The organism is Acinetobacter sp. NIPH 284, assembly GCF_000369425.1.
Classification (GTDB): Bacteria; Pseudomonadota; Gammaproteobacteria; order Pseudomonadales; family Moraxellaceae; genus Acinetobacter.
The window spans coordinates 298,508-317,658 of sequence record NZ_KB850011.1 but is presented as its reverse complement, the minus strand read 5'-3'; the positions used below and the strand labels follow the sequence as shown (position 1 = coordinate 317,658).

Here is a 19,151-nt window from a genome sequence, read left to right as displayed (position 1 = left end):
CCTTGAAATAACGACTCCAACATTTAAATCTTGCTGACCTAAATGTTAACTTGTAACTCTACATTTGGATTTTGGAATTTAATTCCATTTTTCAGATTTTCATACATTTGAGGATCACTCCACTCAACTTGTACTTGCTCTGAAAAAATAATTTGGTCTAGGCTAAGTAAACCCATTTGCTCATTTTCAATATCTTCTAAAAAACTTTGTGCGTAACCTGTATCAGTTTCATGCACGATCACTGAATAGACCTCAACATCACCCTCACCATTCTGTGTTGTGGTTGAAGCGAGCACCTGTTGCGCTAGATAAAAGAAAATCCTTGAAAACTGTTCAGCTGATGGTGAAACTGGCAAGGCAACCCAACGTGCACTAAAAGTTTTACACGCTTGAATATATTCAGGATCATCTTTTTGCCAATAACAAATTGCGTGATCAAAACTGTCAAAAAGCTCTTTAATCACACCTTTTAATAGACCAAAATCATAGACCATTTGCCCATGATCTAATTTTGAGGCTTTTAACAGTAATTCAACTTTATAACTATGCCCGTGAATCGAACGCTTACAGCGATCTGATGTACAATTACGTACAATATGAGCATTTTCAAACTTAAATAATTTACGAATTAACATGCACCAAGCTGATCTATATCTGCAAACAGATTTTATTATAAAGCAAAAAAATCATCGGTGGGATTGATTTTAAGCCTTGTGACTATTCAATAATCCAATCTATACAAAGACTAGAATGGTGCAAGACTTCTTGAATACACAATCACTTGTTTATCTTTTCTCATCATTAAGCTGTTAAATTGGCGCTTACGCTCGCTTAGCATCACTTCAATTTGAGCCGTAAAATAATTTGATTTACTATCTAATAAAGACGCAGCATCGGTTTTACTCTGCTCATCAATCCCAGAAAAAGCACTTAATTTCCATAAATCATCTACATTATTAAAATGCGTTAACTCAGTTTCCTTGATTTTTAATTGTTGTTCGATAGCTTTGACATCTACTTTAGGATCAATACTGGCTAATAGTAATGCAGGTGCTGTATTCATATTCACCTTCGTCTGTTCAGGTAATGCCGTGACATAAGGTTTGATCAAATCGTAGTTTTTGCCTTCAAAACCTCGTACAAGTTTTAATTCTTCTATACTATGAAACTTGGTATTCGGCGTTAAATATGCAGGATTTAGTCCTTGGTAATAGCTACTCTCCGCACCCATTGCGCCAGTCACTTCATCATTTGTGTCTTGCCAATCAATCACAGCTTGACTGAGTTCAGCAGGCAGACCTACACGTTGCAATAACTTTTCAAACCAACGTCGAGCAGAATCATCAACTTGATTGCCATCAGCCTTAACCAAATTATTTAGATTAAACTTTCCTGACTCATCTAGTAGTTTTCCTGAGACTGATCCATCTTCTACGGGAAATGATGGCATCGGCTTTGCCCAGTTTTCCTGTAAATGATCAATACTACCACCATTATCGCTATCTTGAATGAGTAACTCTGAAAAAAAAGCTTCTGCACTTTTTGCGTACAATAACGATTGATCCTGACGCATCAAATAGCCCGTATTTTCAGCGGTATTGGTTTGCCGTTTTGCAATTGTTGCAGCCAAAATCGTTGCTAAAGCAACCATGACTAAAATCGTTAATAAAGCTACGCCACGCTGAGATGAATAGTTTTTCATGGTGGTGAGTTATTTCCCAACAATTGATTTGCATTCACTAGACTATAAATCCACTCGTAATCCGTACCTGCAACACTAAGCTGTATTTTTATGCCTAATGGTAATTTTTTTAACTCATTAATATTATTAGGATCACCAATATTTTCAGGCCATTGTGTCAGTTCCTGTGGATTCATGACGACCACTTTAAATTGATCTACATTTTCTAATAAGGTACTTGAGATGGGTTGTACCCGATTTGGAATATTTAGATTTGAATATTTGAGTCGATAAACTTTTTTCTGTGTTGAATCGTAGCGATATTCAATACGTTCATAAGGTGACAAACCTTGTTTCAACGGATCGGACACTCCTGCTTTACTAAACATAAAACCACGATCATTTAGCACCAAAGCGGCTTGTAATTGTCGACCATCATTTGCCGTTAATGGAATAATTTGCAGACTATCTCTTAGAATCTGCTGATAGGCATCTTGTAACGCAAATAAATGTGTTTCATGCTCTGCATTACGATCTTTGACTTTTAATAAATAATCAAAAACTTTCCAACCAAGCATTGAAAGTACGGCAAAAATAGCAATTGCAACCAGCAATTCAACAAGGGTAAAACCCTTTTTAATTTTCATCATGTTTTAGCTTTTGCTGGATAATTAAAAAACACCATATTGGTGATGCCCGCTTCAACTTTACCATGCTCAGTATTAAATAAACTTACTTGTAATTCGATACGTTGTATTTTGGGGCTAATTGTAGCCTGTGCTTTTTTATCAATCTGCCAAGTCTCACCTTGAGAAGTCACCTGTTTCGATTGCGTTCCATCTAACCATTCTTGATTCATTTCCATCATTGCAATCTCATTCATTGCAACGAACTGTGCTTTTGTTCGCAAAATCGCACTCGATGTAGATTGTGTATATTGCATGGCAATTTTTGTTAATGCAATTGCAGCGACAGCAAATATCGCTAAAGCAACCATTACTTCCAACAGGGTAAATGCTTTAATCTTCTTCATTTATTTTACCCAAATGATCTATTTCAAACTCATGTCCAATTGGCTGTTGCTCATAATAAAATTGAATACGGACAGGCTTAACTTCACCATTGCCAAACCATATGAGTTGCGGTGCTTTACCACCTAATAAGTCCTCATTTCTCGCTTTTCGATATTCTTCAGCATTTAAAGTTTGAATACTAAAAGATACGCTAGTCGGTAGCTCTCGAAGTTTAAACTCTTTATATGGCTGCCAAGTCCGATCAGCTTGCTGAATTTGCTCATGGCTCTGATCATGATATTCAAACAAATTATAGCGAAATGGTGCAACGTCAGTCGCATTTTGAGTATTTAAGGCAAAAACTTTAGCTTGATCCGTTGATTCTTTATTAATCTTTTTTAAATCAAGTATAAACATTTCTCTGGCTTGCATCGCTCGACGTTGATCTACACCACCAATATTCAGAACAACCAAAGATGTCATAATCGTCATGATTACAATCACCACCATGATCTCAATGAGGGTAAAACCTTGTTGTAATCTATGTGGTGATTTCATTTTATTTATCAGCCATTCGCTAAATATTCAATTTGTTTTGGCAAACCTAAAGCTTGATCAATATAAGCCACACGTAAACTATCACGTGAACCTAAATAACGCTGATAAAAGCTCGAATTCAGAATAACTGCTGCACCATAAGTCAGAGACCAAATCGAAGCCAAATAATCACGCGTTGTCATCGTGCTATTTATATCTAATAAATAACTTTCTGTCATACGAATGATAATACGTAAACGTTGACGACGAACTTTATACAATTCGCTAAATAATAACTGAATACCTTGACCCGTCGTAGAGAGGCGTTCTTCAATTTGATGAAATAAAGCAGTACGTTCAGGATGATGTAAATGGTGTAGCATGAAAAAAGCTAGATGCTCAGGGAAAGCTTTCTCTGTATCCTGAATCATTTCAAGCAGCATTCGTTCATTACGAATAATCAGCAACATATACAATTCATCTTTGCTCTGAAAGTGCTTATATAATGTGCCTTTAGCAAGATCTAATTCCGCCGCTAAAGCGTCCAAAGTCATGCCTGCTTCACCATTTTCTAATAGGAGTTGCTCAGCGATCTGAAAAATTAAGGCTTCTCGTGCTCTAAACTGAGCTTGGCGATCCATTTTCACGTGATAACTCTCTTTGCTAATACAACTAAACCGTTTACTTCAAACGAAGAAGATTCTCAAAATTCTGTGTGGTAATCATACCTATTTCTTCAACTGACTTGTTATATACATCCGCTAACGCCTTTGCAACATAAGGCACATATTTAGGCTCATTGGTTTTACCCCGATAAGGCATAGGTGCTAAATATGGGCTATCCGTTTCAATTAACAACCGATCAAGCGGCACTTGTTTAGCTACATCACGTAATTCTTGTGCATTTTTGAATGAAACAATACCAGAAAAAGAAATATAGTAACCACAATCTAAAACAGACTTCGCTGTTTCCCAATCTTCGGTGAAACAATGCAAAATACCATGTGTGGACTGCTCTGCTCTTATAATATCGACGGTATCGTGTTTGGCTGATCGTGTATGCACAACCACAGGTTTTTTTACAATTTTTGATGCATGAATATGACGGGCAAAACATCGTTTCTGTTCTGCAATAAAATCTGTACTGTGATAATAATCTAAACCTGTTTCCCCTAATGCCCATACCTTATCAGACTGTGCTAGCTCTACGAGGTAGTCTGTTGTTGCTCGCGCCATATTATGATCATCCTCGCATGGATGAACACCTACAGAATAACCCACGTCATCATGTCGAGAAGCGATTTCAGCCAATTTAATATGATCATCCAAATCAACTGAGATGCCCATAAATTTTGAAACACCTGCAAGGCGAGCTTGGGCAAGCGCTTGATCTAAACTCCCATCGTAAGGACTCAGATCTAACATCGTTAAATGACAATGGGTATCAACAAACACGCTTATTTCCTATCAACTTACATCGTAAAACTTGGACGATCCATCGCTTTTGAACCAGCCAACAATCTCTCAGCCTCATTTTTGTAATACACACCTTTTTCACCAGCAAGCTGAATTGCAAAACCTTGTGGTTTAAAATGTGTTTGTTTATGCGAAATCCAAATTACCTTACCCGTTAATGGGATTTTTTGTGACTGCTCTGGTAAAGTCGCTAACACAAAAACTTCCTGTCCCATTTTTACGGCTTGTTTCGTGGAAACAAATAAACCGCCACCTTGCACAAAAGGCATATAACTTGATTGCAAAGTTGCTTTATCAGGAATATTGACCTGTATAATTCCGCCCATCATTTGTGGTTGCATAACATTCCCCTGTCAAATACAAATAGTTTGAAATATCTATATTTTCATAGCATTAGTAAATTTTTAAGCATATTTACATGCCTCTCAAATTCAATATTTTCTACCGTCAATTTAAAAAACTATAATTACTGCCATTTTAATTATAGGAAACAATCCGACAAACAACAAATAATGTTTGAGGAAAACTGTTCGAAAACAAACAAAAATGGTTTTTATTTAAACAAATATAGCCTTCGATGAATCACGATTTCAGAGGTGATCACCATAACGAAAGCAAATGCTTTTTGGCTATTACAAAATCAAGCATTCAATCAACATAAAAGATTTTAATACCCTATCTAAACCACATGCATCAATTGAATAAACAACTGATCTAGTATCAACTGTGTTTGTACATTTTGCTCAACCATCAATTTTTTCTGTTGCAGGTCAGAATAAATTTGAAATAAGCTTTCTAAGTCATAAAGCTGTGCAAGCTGTGTTAAATCTAAGTCTTTATTTCTCAAAGATTGATTTAATTTTATAGCGACTAAATCGGTCAATAAATATTCAAACATTGTCATAAATTCAGAGAAACTCAACTCTTTCGACCACTTGCTTGAATAACTTAAAGGCATATTTTTTTCTGAGACCAACTTAAACCAATCTTTCAAGAATAAATCTCTTTTATGCAACCAATCGCTCTGATTAATTTCAACGGCAGTCAATGGCATGCCATTTGCGAGATTAAGCAACAAATCAATGTGTTCAGCTGAAATATTCGCTATTTGCTGCTGAATAAAGTTTTGTGCATCTTGGGTATCTAGACGGTCTAAAGCGAAATGCTGCAAACGGCTTCGAATCGTTGCTGGTAATTTCAAGTAATGATCGGCCAATAGAATCAGAATAACCCTTTCTCCAGGTTCCTCTAAAGTCTTTAGCAATGCATTTGCGGATGCTATATTCAAAGCCTCCGCTGGCTCAATCACAACGACTCGCCATCCATCACCAGTCTGTTGAACAAATGGTAATAAATCACGAATCTTTTCGATTTTTATCTTGGCATTTTGCTTTTTATTTTCTTCATCTGTGGTGATATGGACATAGCGAGGATGTGTATTAGACTTCAACCAAAGACAACTTGTACATTCACCACAAGCTTGTTCGGCTTGTTTGTTTAAACATAATACCCATGCCACAAAACGCTCAGTAAATTGATGTTTCGCGCAGCCATGTTTACCATAAAAAAGTAAACCATGACCTATATCGGGAAAACGCGTTGTCAACAACGCCCATGTCTGCTTGTGCCAAGGATAAACGGTTGTTGACTGCATACTCATCATAATTATTCAAATAAACTTACTGGTAGCGCATTTAAACGCTCTAGATCAGCTTGTGTATCTACACCCGGAGGCAGATTGGCTTCAGCAATATCGATCGCAATACGATGACCATTTTCTAATACGCGTAATTGTTCAAGACTTTCTAATTTTTCAAGATCGCCTTGTTCCCATAACACATATTCTTGCAACAATTTCACACGATATGCATATAAACCCAGATGACGAAAAGCACGATCATGCAGCTTTGGCTGCTGTAATTTTGCGCCATCACGATCATAAGGAATAGTTGCTCGACTAAAATATAATGCTTCTTTACGATTACTCATCACAACTTTGACGATACAATCGCGCTGAAATTCATCTAATGCGTGAATAGGCTCGCATAAAGTAGACATTGAGCAATGCGGTTGATCAACTAAAAGCTGAGTAACTTGTTGAACCAATTGAGCAGGAAGTAATGGTTCATCACCCTGTACATTGACAATAATATCGTTTTCTGCCCAGCCTTTTAGACGAGCAACTTCACTCAAACGATCTGTGCCTGACGGATGATCGGCACTGGTTAAAACCACATCAATTCCTTCCGAACGACACACTTCTGCAATACGCTCATCATCAGTCGCAACACATAAATCATCAAAACCTGCAACTTTCTTCGCTTGATCTACGACACGTAAAATCATTGGGCGACCATGAATAAGCAAAAGTGGTTTTGCAGGTAAACGTGAACTCGCAAAACGAGCAGGAATGACAATATGTTTCATGTTAGAACTCTAAGAAAATTGGATACCGACTTGTTGCAATTGTTGTTTCAATAAATCATAACAGTCTGCAGATAAAACCGCTTCAACAGGCACAACCCAAATCGGAATATTAAATTCTGGGTATTGTTTCAATAAAACCTTAAGCTTTACCGCATCTTTTTCTGTGGTAATAATTGCATCTTGATTATTGAAGGTGAGATCATCGATCTGATAATCATAATGATCAGCAAACTCATGTGTTTGATATTGTTTCACATTCAATTGATTTAAAGTTTGATAAAATCGTTGTGGGAAACCAATACCAACAACCACATTAAAATACTGATTTGGATCAAACACATTTAAATCTGTATTTAAATTTAACAGATATGGCTGACCAATCACTAAATGCATATTCCTTTGTGATTGGGCAATTTTAGTATGTTCAATAACCGTACTTCTATTCAAGCGCGATTTAGGCTCACGTAGGTACCCTTCGGGCAACAACTTCTCATTCCCTAAACCACGATTTTGATCTAGAACAATCCATTCAATTTGACGTGCTAATGCCCAATGCTGCAAACCATCATCGCTAATAATTAAATCGAGTTTTTCAGATTTCAATAATAATTCAATTGATGCTTGACGATTTGGCCCAACCGCCATGGGTACATGAGTAGATTGAACAATTAAGCATGGCTCATCACCAGCAAAATCTGGTTCAGACAAAGCATTCACCAAAACTGGAAAAGGTCCTTTGCCACCATATCCTCGACTAATTACACCAACGCGAACACCTTGTTGCTGTAAATATTTAACGAGCTGAATTAATAAAGGTGTTTTCCCACTTCCTCCAACCGTAATATTACCAATAATCATCACAGGAATTGGGGCAGTGTATTTTTTCTTAAGACCAACCGTATATAAGGTTTTATTTAATTTAAAAATTAAGCGATACAATAATGATAAAGGACGCAACACGATCAACCACGACGCTTTTTTATTCCAAGCATCTTGTACGTGTTGCGCAATAGACATTATTAATTTTCCTCAAAATTACGTTGATGCAATTGATAATACACGCCATGTTTATTTAGCAACTCAGTATGTGTGCCCTGCTCGATAATTTGTCCTTTGTCCATTACCACAATAAGATCTGCATTTTCAACTGTAGATAAACGGTGCGCAATTACTATCGTCGTACGACCTTGCATCGCTTCATCAAAAGCTTGTTGGATGAAGTATTCAGACTCATTATCAAGCGCACTGGTTGCTTCATCTAAGATTAAGATTGGAGAATCTTTTAAGATTGCTCTGGCAATCGCGATACGTTGACGCTGACCGCCTGAAAGATTTAAACCTTGCGCACCAAGTATTGTGTCGTAACCCTGTGGCAAATTCACAATAAAGTCATGCGCATAAGCAGCTTTTGCAGCTGCAATAACCTGTTCATCACTTGAGTCTTGAAGCTGACCATAAGCAATATTGTCACGCACTGAACGATTGAATAGCACAACCTGTTGATTGACTGTCGCAATTTGTGAGCGAAGATAAGAAAGCTCTATCTCTTGTACAGGAATATCATCAAAATAAATTTCCCCTTCACTTAATTCTTGAAAACGCGGCAGCATATTCACTAATGAGGTTTTCCCTGCACCAGATCGACCAACCAAAGCAATGGTCTGACCTGCTTCAATATTTAGACAAAAGTCCTTAATTGCATGCGTACCATCTGTATAACGCAGATTAGCATGATCAAATTTAATATTGCCTTTCAAAACTGGCTTAAGCTGACCATTATTTTCTTCTTCTGGCATGTCAAGTAGTTCAAATACCGAATGTGCAGCTGCTAAACCACGCTGAAGTTTCTCATTAATATCAGTTAAATTCTTCACTGGTTTAGAGATCAGACCTGCCGCAGTAATGTAGGAAACAAACTCTCCTGCTGAGGTGTCACCTAAAACCTGTGGGCGAAGCGCTAACCATAAAATAATTGCCATTGCCATAGACAATAGTAATTGTATGATCGGGCTATTAATATTCTGCACCACAACCATTTTTAGGCCACGACGAAGGTTTTCCTCAGAAGATTTGTAAAAACGTTGCTGCTCAAAAACCTCACCCGTAAAACTCTTAACCACCGAGTTTCCATTAATCGTTTCTTGTACCACATGGTTCACATCGCCCATCGTGTTTTGCACTTGAATTGACAACTTACGCATTTTCTTAGATGCGATTCTGACCAATATCCCAATGAAAGGCATGAAAACCACGATACATAGAGTCAAACGCCAGTTGGTATAGAGTAAATAACTCAACAAACCAATAACAATTAAACCATCTTTAACTAATGTTTGTAGAGATTCAGATGATGCTGCTGTGAGTTGTTCGACGTTATACATCAATTTTGCACTGATATGACCTGCACTGTTATCAAGATAATATTGCGCAGGTAAGCGCAGTAATTTAGCATAAACTTCTTGACGAATACTAAATACCAAACTACGTGAAATAACTGCTGAAAAGTATCCACCTAAGAACAAACCAAGGCCACGGAAAAACATAAGTAAGACAATTAAGACCGGGAACCAATCTAAATTTTCGCGACTACCATTTTGGATTGCATCAATAATATATTTCAATAACTTTGCGACAGAAACCTCTGTCGCAGCGTTGATTCCAAAACCAAGTAAGACGAATAAGGCAACGCCCCAATAAGATTTTAAATATGATATTAAACGGACATAAACCTTAAAATCCTGATTCACTCAGTAAAACCTCTAGTTGGAACTTTGGTGCTAATATTGACATTAACAAAGCCGAGTTGACCTGCCACATCCATTACACGAATCACATCTTCATGTTTTGCTTTTGCATCAGCTGCAATAATAAACATAAAATCACGACGATCCTGTGCAGCCTGTTTAATCGCAGTACTGAGATCGGCACTATCTTTGGTCGATAATGCTTGACCATTCACAGAATAATGTCCCGTGGAGTCTACCATGATTTCAATTTTGTGATCGAATTGTTTAGGCGGAACACCTTGAGCATCTGGTAAAGTAAGATTTATACGGCTTTGCTGACTAAATGTGGTAGATAATAATAAAAACACCAAAATGAATAACATACAGTCAATCATTGGCGTCAAATTGATATGAATATCTTCAACTTGAGAACGTTTAAATTTCATAATGTCACCTATGCTCAGCTTGCACGGCGATTTTCTTGCACATGAGGTGCTTTTTTGTAGAAAAGTGCAGCATGAAATAATGTTGATTGTTGTTCTAACTCAGCAATATATTCATGTACTACACGTTGAAAATAACGATAAGCAATCATTGCTGGAATCGCTATCAGCATACCTACAGCCGTAGTAATCAATGCTTTAGAAATACCAGGCATCATCATGCTTGCATTTCCAGCAGAACCGATATCAATCACTAAAAACGATTCAATAATACCAAGTACTGTTCCTAACAAACCAAGTAAGGGTGCAATCGCGCTCAATGTACCTAAAAAGTTAATATTTTTTTCTAGATAGCTGATTTCTTGGGAAGCTGTTGCTTCCATTTGTGCACGCGCAAACTGCTCACCTTGATCTTGATGATCATAACCAGCTTTTAAAATACGACCTAACGGACTTTTTACAACGTCTTCTTGCTCTAAATGTGAAATAACATTATCCACATTTGAGCCTTGAACCAGTAATGCTTGAGGTAAAACTTGTGACCGTCTTAAGCGAATATATCGCTCAATTGTAATAGCAACCGTAAAAATTGATGAGAGAATAAGCGGTAGCATTAACCAACCACCCGCTTTCACAAGTTCCCACATATTATTCCCCAATAATATTTAAAATATAAAAGGACGCACCTTAAATATTAGTTAGGTAAACAAATATTTAAAATTCCATCCAACTCATCCAATGAGTGATAATGAATGACCATTTTTCCTTTACCTTTTTGGTTATGGTCAATTTTAACATTTGCTCCAAAACGTTCCGATAGTTTCTGAGTCAATTGTTCAATATCAGGAGAAACCTGCACCTTTTCCTTTGCAGGCTTTGGTTCACTCCACTCACGTACTAACTGTTCAGTCTGACGCACTGATAATGCTTTTTCAATTACGATTTTAGCAACATCCATTTGCTCTTTTGCTTTTAGGGTCAGAATGGCACGAGCATGTCCCATATCAAGTTGACCTTGTTGCATTAAGTCCTTAATTGGATCAGCCAAACTTAATAACCGCAATAGGTTACTCACCGTAGTACGAGCCTTACCTACTGTATCCGCGATTTCTTGATGACTTAAACCAAATTCATCATGGAAACGCTGCAAAGCTACCGCTTGATCAATTGGATTGAGATCTTGTCGCTGAATGTTTTCAATTAACGCCAATGCGATTGCAACTTGGTCATTTAAGTCACGTACAATTGCTGGAATTTCAGCCAAACCTGCTAATTGGGCAGCACGCCAACGGCGTTCACCTGCAATAATCTCATAAGGGTGTTCTTCATCATCCACTGGACGAATCACAATCGGTTGCATTACGCCATGCTTCTCAATTGATGAAGCAAGTTCCTGTAAATCTTGTTCTTGAATAAAACGACGTGGCTGATATTCGCCACGTTTCAGTAAATTGACATCAATTTGCTTGAGTTGACCATGATCCAAAGCCTGTGCTTCAAGTTGCAATTTCTCTTTTTGAATTGAACCCAATAGTGCATCTAAACCACGACCTTTAGCCAATCCGCGTTTTTTGATGCTCATACAGCACTTCCTTTTTTCACTTTACTTTTCTTCAACATTTCTGCAGCTAAATTCAAATATGCAACTGCACCTTTTGAGCTTTTTTCGAAATAAATCACTGGTAAGCCATGTGCTGGCGCTTCAGCCAAACGAATATTCCGAGGGATCACCGTTTCGTATAACTTTTTACCAAAATATTGCTCTAACTCAGCAGACACGTCACGGGTTAAAGCGTTACGAGCATCATACATCGTACGTAACACCCCTACAATTTCCAAGTTTGGATTCAGGGCTTTTTGTATACGATCAATTGTTTGTGTCAAATCTGCCAAACCTTCCAAAGCATAATATTCACACTGCATCGGAATAATTACACCATTGACCGCAGCCAAAGCATTCACAGTTATCAAACTTAGGCTTGGTGCACAATCTACAATAATATAATCAAATGCTGAATCTACTTCTTGTAACGCATTTTTGAGAATAAACTCTCGCCCTTCTTGCTCGGCAATTGCTAACTCAACGCCAGCAAGTTCACGATTTGCACCTAAAACTTTATAACCAACGTCAGCTTTCTGAATTGCTGTTTCAATTGGCACTTCACCCAACAACACATCGGTAATCGAGTAAAGTAAGTCATTCTTTTGAACGCCAGACCCCATAGTGGCATTACCTTGAGAATCCATATCAACCAATAAGACACGTTTCTTCAAAATCGCCAAAGAAGCAGCAAGATTAACGGCTGTTGTGGTTTTTCCCACGCCACCTTTTTGGTTTGCAATCGCAATAATTTGAGCCATGATTACCCTTAATATTTTTTATTGAATTCGTTGAAGTAAAAGTAAATGACGTTGTTCATCTAATCGCGGCACACGCAACTCAATCACTTTGCATGAATACTGTTCTTTGATCTGTTCCATTTCATCAGTTGGAACCAAACCTTTCATTGCAGCAATAATACTCTGCTCATGCATATAGGGTTGCGCTGCATCTACAAAATCAGTTAATGAAGCAAATGCACGACTAGTAATGACATCAAACTGACCAAGTTCATCAATAGTGTCTTCATTTTCTACACGTGTTTGAACTGCAACAACATTATCCAATTTTAAATCGGCAATAAATTGCTTAAGAAAACGAATTTTTTTTCCATTTGAATCTAATAATACACACGAGCGCTCTGGTTGACATAATGCAATGATCATGCCCGGCATTCCACCACCCGTGCCAACATCTAATAAACGTCCTTGTGGCAAATCATTTAAAATACTTAAGCTATCTAATAAATGTTTAACCAGCATTTCTTTCGGGTCACGAATCGCTGTCAGGTTATATGCTTTATTCCATAGCACGAGAGCATCTTGATATTTCAATAAGAGTGTTAGCGTTTCCTCACTTAGGTTTAAACCTAACGCTTGACTACCTTGCTTTAATTCTTGAAAAAAAGGATGCATAACAGTGCGACATCTCGATAAACTTGCCGTGCAGTATACCGATTTCTGATGCAAGGCACAGTAGGACTTGTTGAACGATTATGCAGTTAAACATTTTCAAACCTGATAAACTGCACAATCTATTCAGTTTTTTGTCGTTCCTTAGACAAATTTAAGGTAAATAAGACAATAACCTATTACGAAAACTTATTTTGCTTAATTTGTTGATCTAGCTGTTCCAAACGTTCAGGTGTGCCAACATCCACCCAAATCCCTTGTAATTTTTCAGCTGACACTTGTTGTTGTTGCATCGCTTGCTTTAATAATGGCGCTAGAGGTCTTTTACCATTTTCCAAACCATTAAACATCTGCGGAGCTAATACTGCAACACCACTATAAGTTAAGGCTTCACCTATTTGTCCCTGCTCAAAAGTGTGGGCCAAATTATTAGACAAGATAAAATCACCTTTCTGGTGCTGCGGTGGATTTTCAACCAATACTAAGTGTGCTTGCTTATCTCCCAAATGCACATTTAACAATGACGAAAAATCCATCGTGGTCCAAACATCACCATTCACCAAAATAAAAGGTTCATCACCCAGTAATGGTAAAGCATTGATAATACCACCTGCGGTTTCAAGCCCTTCTCCTTCATGAGACCACAAAATCGTCACACCGAATTTTGAGCCATCTCCTAAAGTAGTTGCCAGTTTTTCACCCAACCAAGCGGTATTAATGACAATCTCTGTAACACCAATCTTTTGCAACTTTTCAATATGCCAAACAATCAGTGGCTTTCCACCTACTTCAAGCAAAGGTTTAGGTGTATGTAAGGTCAGAGGACGCATGCGATTCCCTAGCCCTGCAGCAAGAATCATCGCTTTCATTATGCTGCAACCTCGTAATCGCCATATTTCGCAATAAATTTAGGCATGACCACATCACGAATAAACTGCATAAATTCATTCAGCTCATCATAGCCTTGGCTTTCTTCAAGCAAATACCACATTACTCGTGGTAAGTCTTTTAAGTACCCAGATTTACCATCACGCTCAAACAGACGGACAAAGATACCTAGAATTTTCAGATGGCGTTGAATCGCCATCAAATCTGCATCTCGCTTGAATTGCTCGAAACTACGGTTTTCTTTCGCTACAGCTGGTAATAAGTTATAGAACACCTCAAACCATTCGTAGACACGCTCAGCATTCCACTGTACATAAGCATCACGTGTAATCGAGATCAGATCATAGGTATCTGCACCAATGACTGCATCTTGGAAGTCGATCACTCCTAATGCTTGCTCGTTTTCTATTTTCATCAAATTACGACTATGAAAATCACGATGCACAATCACTTGTGGCTGATGCGTCGCCTCAACAGCTAAAAAGTCAAAAGCTTGTTCAATTGTTTCTAACTGCTGCTCTGTAGGCTGAATATCTAATGAAGGCAACATCCACTCTGTCAGCAAACGCATCTCAGTCATTAATTTTTCATAAGAGTATGCGGGTAGTTGTTCAAGACCGTCGATTTGTTGTAATTCAATCAACTGTTCAAAGCTTTGTGCATAGTATTGGTCAACAGTTTCATCTGTTAATAACGTTGAAAGTACAACATCACCAAAATCTTCCAATAGTAACAACCCCAAAGTCAGGTCTTTAGCAACGATATGCGGAACACGCACACCATTTTTGTCAAAAAACTCATCAATACTTACAAATGGTGCACAATCTTCTTTTTCAGGTGGTGCATCCATCAGCATATATGTTTTGTTTTGTAACTTAATTCGCGCATAACGGCGAAAGCTTGCATCTCCAGCCAAATAATTGATCTCGAATTGATCAGATTGGAGAGTGGCTTGGAGCCAAGTTTGTATCAATTGTTCACGTTGTGTATTCATTTGCAATAAAATCTAAAACTAGCTGAGATTTTGAAAGCTTAAGTGTAGCCACTTATCAACTTTTTCTCTATGATGCGACAATAATTAATTGTGAATTAGCGTACTGGTTAATGAGACAATGAAACATCAGTTTAAATTTAATCCTTTAGCAACAGCTATTTTGACACTCTTGTGTGGCGGCTCGATCCAATCAGGTTTCGCAGCTCCAGCTGATGCTGTCTCTACGCTTGACAATAAACAGCTGAAAGCCACTATCCAAAAAAACCAAGATCAAGACAGTTATCCTGGTGAAAAATTTTTTCAGCAATATTATGTCGACAAATCTGCACCAGAGGCACAATTACGAGACAATCGTTATTTAAGCTCTTCTTTTTGTCAGGGAACATGGGTCACACCAATTAATCCCGAAACAAAGGCAAGCAATTCCAATACAACGACCTCCGTGATTACCGCTGATTATGGGCATTACAACCCAACTGGCGATTCTGTTCTACAAGGTAATGTCGTGATTGATCAAGAAGGTCGCACAATTCGTGCAGATCAAGTTACGATTGACTCAACCCAGACGCACGCCTCCGCTCAAGGTCGAGTACAGCTTGCTCAATCAGGCCTACTCACTCAAAGTGATGCAATAAATTATAATTTAAAAACTCAAACAGGTGATTTGAACAATAGTTTTTATATTTCTGAACAGCAACATGCCCACGGACATGCAAGCCAGATTAAACGACAGAATGAAAATTTAGTTGTTTTAAAAGATGCAAGTTATACCGCTTGCCCTCCTGAACAAAAACCAGCTTGGAAAATTCAAGCTAAACAAATTGAACTTGACCAAGCAACAGGTCGTGGCGTAACTCGCGGAACAAAACTGTATGTAAAAGACGTGCCTGTTTTAGCCGTACCATATTTCAACTTTCCAATTGATGACCGTCGTACCACTGGTTTATTAAGTCCAAATTTTGGTTATAGTAACGAAGGTGGCGTTCAACTGACTACACCTGTTTACTTAAATCTTGCACCAAATTATGATCTTACCCTCACACCAAGTTATATGAGCAAACGCGGCGCAAAATTAGATGCCGAATTCCGCTATATGACTGAAAATTTTGGCTCTGGTCATATTTGGGGTGGATATTTACCAAACGACAATCATTACGAAGATAAAGATCGAAGTGATTTGCATTTTCTTCATGATTGGAAAATCAATAACCAATGGTCAACCAACTTAGAGTACAACTACGCTTCCGATAAAGACTACTTTGCAGACTTCAATAATAACCCAAACACACGAACAGATCTTAACTTACGTCGCGCATGGGAACTTAATTATCGCAATGGTATTCCTGGACTTAAGGCCCAATTAAAGGTTGAAGACTTTCAAACGCTAGATCAAAATATCAAAGATGCAGATAAGCCTTATGCACGACTTCCACAGTTTTTATTAAATTATGTAGGCGGGAATCCTCAAGGCTTACAATATGAGTTTAATAATGACACTGCTTATTTTAAGAAATCGATCAATGATGGTTCTGCATTAGAGTCAAGTGGTACACGTATTTATAACCAATTTGCCGTTCGCTATAACTACCTAACTCCATCGTGGTTTTATGCTATTCCAGAAATATCTGTTAGAAGCATTAATACTTTTTACGATCAAGACTCTAAAGAGGGTCGCGGTCTTTCAACATCAGATGATTTAGAAAAATCCGTTGCGGTACCTCAATTTAGTTTTGCAACAGGTGTTACTTTCGAAAAAGAAGGTAAATATTTGCAGAGTATTTCTCCTCGTGCGTTTTATGCCTATTCTCCTTATAAAAAACAAGATGATTATCCTAACTTTGATTCCACCACAGCATCAATTAATTACGATCAACTTTTCAACCCGTATCGATTCTATGGACACGACCGTTTAGATGACAATAACTTCTTGTCTCTGGGTGTAACTTATAGCCTACTAGACACAGAGGGCTTGGAACGTATTAAAGCAAGTATTGGGCAAAGCTATTATTTTAGTGATCGACGTGTAACATTAAATCAACAACCAGATGAGTTCGATACACAGCGCCGTACGGGTCCAATTGTAAGTGTTTCAAGTCAATTGAATCAAAACTTTACCATAGCTGCAAATTCTGCGTGGATGTCAAATGGCGACAATGCTCAACGTGATTTCCAAGCCTACTATGCTGGAGAAAAAGGCAACTTATACAATGTAGGTTATTTCTATCGTAACAATATTCCAGATCGTCAAAGTTCATACGACCAAGCTGTTGCATCGTTTATACAACCAATAAAAGATAATTGGCGTATTATGGGTCATGCTCAATACGACTTAGATAATAGTTTAATGCGAGAATACTTACTTGGTGTGAATTATGAATCTTGCTGCTGGGCAATTTCAGTTTATGGCAGATCTTACTATAATGATTTAGATGATCCAAACTCACCAGATGTTCATAGAAAACGCGCTGTTATGGCTGAGGTAACACTTAAAGGTTTAGGTGCACTCAACAATAAGCTCGCCTCTCTTCTTGAAAATAGAGTTTTAGGTTTCAACAAAATTAATCAATCTTGGACACAACGTTAATGAAGATAAAATCTTTCCAACATATCTTTAAAGCGACTGTTCTCGCTACACTTATTTCTTCATCAATGCAAAGCTTTGCGCAACCTACGGATGAGGTTGTTGCAATAGTTGATAGTAGTGTCATTCTTAAAAGTGATTTAGAACAAGGGATTGCAGAAACAGAACATCAGTTAAAAGCACAAAATAAAACTGTGCCACCCCAACAGTATTTACAAATGCAAGTGCTTGATCAGCTCATTATCCGTCAGGCCCAATTAGAACAGGTAAAACGTTTTGGCATCAAAGCTGATGAAAAAAGTTTAAATACTGCTGTCTTAAAAATTGCAAATCAATCAGGTGCCAATACACTAGAAGCATTCCAACAAAAATTGGATGCGATTGCACCAGATACTTATGAAAATTTACGTAATAGGATCGCGGAAGATTTAGCAATTGGTCGTTTACGCCAACAACAAGTCATGTCTCGTATTAAAATCAGTGATCATGATGTTGAAAATTTTTTAAATTCACCAGAAGGCCAAGCTGCACTTGGCACACAAGTCCATGTGATTCACATGCGTATTTCTGGTGAAAATAGCGAAGAAGTTAAAAAAGTTGCACAAGAAGTCAAACAAGCACTTGCAACTAGTGATGATCCTAAAGCGATTAGTGTCAAGCTTGCAACCAGTGCAATCAAGGTTGATGGTGCTGATATGGGATTCAGAGCACTATCAGACATTCCTACTGAACTTGCAGCACGTATAACACCATTACAAACTGGTCAGACCACAGAACTGATCAATGTCCGCGATGGCGTTCATGTTTTAAAACTTTTAGAACGCAAACAAAATGATCAAAAAGCACTTGTATCACAATATAAAACTCGACATATTTTGATTCAACCATCTGAAGTTGTCAGCTTAGATCGTGCAAAACAAATGATTGATAGTCTTTATAATCGTGCGAAGGCGGGCGAAGATTTTGCAACCCTCGCTGCAACCTATTCAAATGATACTGGTTCAGCACGTGATGGTGGCAGTTTAGGCTGGGTAAGTCCTGGTGTTATGGTGCCAGAGTTTGAACAAGTCATGAAAGAAACACCAGTTGGGCAAATCAGTAAACCTTTCCAGAGCCAATTTGGTTGGCACATTTTACAAGTGACTGATACTCGCCAACAAGATATGACTAAAGAAGTGCAAGAACGTATGGCTCGTCAAATTTTAGGTGAGCGTTTGTTTGATACTGAAGTAGACGGTTGGATGCGTGAACTTCGGGCTAATGCTTATGTTGAAATTAAAGATGCAAATCTAGACACGAAAGCACCGAAATAATCCAAGTTAAAACTGCCGGTTATCGTAGGCAGTTTTATTTTAACTATATTCAAAATAAAA

General features: G+C 37.8%; 21 protein-coding genes. 2 read left to right on the top strand and 19 right to left on the bottom strand.

Annotated features, from left to right (window positions below):
- Window positions 1-38: 38 nt before the first annotated feature.
- From F908_RS07465 to F908_RS07375, 19 genes are all read right to left on the bottom strand, one after another.
- A complete protein-coding gene (locus F908_RS07465) occupies window positions 39-635 on the bottom strand; it encodes a 6-pyruvoyl trahydropterin synthase family protein (RefSeq protein ID WP_005159917.1) in 597 nt (198 codons plus the stop codon).
- A gap of 110 nt (window positions 636-745) precedes the next feature.
- Complete coding sequence (gene gspK, locus F908_RS07460; RefSeq protein WP_005159915.1) at window positions 746-1,702, bottom strand: type II secretion system minor pseudopilin GspK; 957 nt, start codon at window positions 1,700-1,702, stop codon at window positions 746-748.
- Entirely contained in the window at window positions 1,699-2,328 is a 630-nt protein-coding gene (gspJ, locus tag F908_RS07455; RefSeq protein WP_034602826.1) for a type II secretion system minor pseudopilin GspJ, read from the bottom strand. Before gspJ ends, gspK begins: the two co-directional genes overlap by 4 nt.
- Window positions 2,328-2,714, bottom strand: a complete 387-nt coding sequence (gspI, locus tag F908_RS07450; RefSeq protein WP_034602687.1) for a type II secretion system minor pseudopilin GspI — start codon at window positions 2,712-2,714, stop codon at window positions 2,328-2,330. The genes gspJ and gspI overlap by 1 nt, the downstream gene beginning before the upstream one ends.
- Window positions 2,701-3,252, bottom strand: coding sequence for a prepilin-type N-terminal cleavage/methylation domain-containing protein (locus tag F908_RS07445; RefSeq protein ID WP_005159908.1), 552 nt, complete (start codon window positions 3,250-3,252; stop codon window positions 2,701-2,703). The genes gspI and F908_RS07445 overlap by 14 nt, the downstream gene beginning before the upstream one ends.
- An 8-nt stretch (window positions 3,253-3,260) precedes the next feature.
- Window positions 3,261-3,872: a TetR/AcrR family transcriptional regulator gene (locus F908_RS07440; protein WP_034601445.1), complete on the bottom strand. Its 612-nt coding sequence runs from the start codon at window positions 3,870-3,872 to the stop codon at window positions 3,261-3,263.
- Between the two features lie 40 nt (window positions 3,873-3,912).
- Window positions 3,913-4,686 carry a TatD family hydrolase gene (locus F908_RS07435; protein ID WP_005159901.1) on the bottom strand — a complete coding sequence of 258 codons (774 nt, stop codon included), beginning with the start codon at window positions 4,684-4,686 and terminating at the stop codon, window positions 3,913-3,915.
- A 17-nt stretch (window positions 4,687-4,703) separates the two neighbouring features.
- Window positions 4,704-5,048, bottom strand: coding sequence for a PilZ domain-containing protein (locus F908_RS07430; protein WP_005159897.1), 345 nt, complete (start codon window positions 5,046-5,048; stop codon window positions 4,704-4,706).
- Between the two features lie 338 nt (window positions 5,049-5,386).
- The gene (locus tag F908_RS07425) at window positions 5,387-6,370 is read right to left on the bottom strand and encodes a DNA polymerase III, delta' subunit (RefSeq protein WP_005159891.1); all 984 of its coding nucleotides are present in this window, start codon (window positions 6,368-6,370) and stop codon (window positions 5,387-5,389) included.
- A gap of 2 nt (window positions 6,371-6,372) precedes the next feature.
- On the bottom strand, window positions 6,373-7,134 hold the full coding sequence (gene kdsB, locus F908_RS07420; RefSeq protein ID WP_005159889.1) for a 3-deoxy-manno-octulosonate cytidylyltransferase: 762 nt from the start codon (window positions 7,132-7,134) through the stop codon (window positions 6,373-6,375).
- Between the two features lie 9 nt (window positions 7,135-7,143).
- Window positions 7,144-8,151, bottom strand: coding sequence for a tetraacyldisaccharide 4'-kinase (gene lpxK / locus F908_RS07415; RefSeq protein ID WP_005159886.1), 1,008 nt, complete (start codon window positions 8,149-8,151; stop codon window positions 7,144-7,146).
- Between the two features lie 2 nt (window positions 8,152-8,153).
- Window positions 8,154-9,881 carry a lipid A export permease/ATP-binding protein MsbA gene (gene msbA / locus F908_RS07410; protein ID WP_005159885.1) on the bottom strand — a complete coding sequence of 576 codons (1,728 nt, stop codon included), beginning with the start codon at window positions 9,879-9,881 and terminating at the stop codon, window positions 8,154-8,156.
- Entirely contained in the window at window positions 9,878-10,306 is a 429-nt protein-coding gene (locus F908_RS07405) for an ExbD/TolR family protein (protein ID WP_005159883.1), read from the bottom strand. The genes msbA and F908_RS07405 overlap by 4 nt, the downstream gene beginning before the upstream one ends.
- 14 nt (window positions 10,307-10,320) lie before the next feature.
- The gene (locus tag F908_RS07400) at window positions 10,321-10,950 is read right to left on the bottom strand and encodes a MotA/TolQ/ExbB proton channel family protein (protein WP_005159881.1); all 630 of its coding nucleotides are present in this window, start codon (window positions 10,948-10,950) and stop codon (window positions 10,321-10,323) included.
- A gap of 47 nt (window positions 10,951-10,997) precedes the next feature.
- Entirely contained in the window at window positions 10,998-11,885 is an 888-nt protein-coding gene (locus tag F908_RS07395; protein ID WP_005159879.1) for a ParB/RepB/Spo0J family partition protein, read from the bottom strand.
- On the bottom strand, window positions 11,882-12,664 hold the full coding sequence (locus tag F908_RS07390) for a ParA family protein (RefSeq protein WP_005159877.1): 783 nt from the start codon (window positions 12,662-12,664) through the stop codon (window positions 11,882-11,884). The genes F908_RS07395 and F908_RS07390 overlap by 4 nt, the downstream gene beginning before the upstream one ends.
- Window positions 12,665-12,682: 18 nt before the next feature.
- A complete protein-coding gene (gene rsmG, locus F908_RS07385) occupies window positions 12,683-13,318 on the bottom strand; it encodes a 16S rRNA (guanine(527)-N(7))-methyltransferase RsmG (protein WP_005159868.1) in 636 nt (211 codons plus the stop codon).
- A 176-nt stretch (window positions 13,319-13,494) separates the two neighbouring features.
- Entirely contained in the window at window positions 13,495-14,184 is a 690-nt protein-coding gene (gene murU / locus F908_RS07380; RefSeq protein WP_005159865.1) for an N-acetylmuramate alpha-1-phosphate uridylyltransferase MurU, read from the bottom strand.
- Entirely contained in the window at window positions 14,184-15,197 is a 1,014-nt protein-coding gene (locus F908_RS07375) for an aminoglycoside phosphotransferase family protein (protein WP_005159863.1), read from the bottom strand. The genes murU and F908_RS07375 overlap by 1 nt, the downstream gene beginning before the upstream one ends.
- 118 nt (window positions 15,198-15,315) lie before the next feature.
- Here F908_RS07375 and F908_RS07370 point away from each other — a divergent pair, with 118 nt between their 5' ends.
- Both F908_RS07370 and F908_RS07365 read left to right on the top strand, forming a co-directional pair.
- Window positions 15,316-17,781, top strand: coding sequence for an LPS-assembly protein LptD (locus tag F908_RS07370; RefSeq protein ID WP_005159861.1), 2,466 nt, complete (start codon window positions 15,316-15,318; stop codon window positions 17,779-17,781).
- Window positions 17,781-19,091 (top strand): peptidylprolyl isomerase, encoded by a 1,311-nt coding sequence (locus F908_RS07365; RefSeq protein ID WP_005159859.1) that lies wholly within the window; start codon window positions 17,781-17,783, stop codon window positions 19,089-19,091. Before F908_RS07370 ends, F908_RS07365 begins: the two co-directional genes overlap by 1 nt.
- Window positions 19,092-19,151 lie beyond the last annotated feature (60 nt).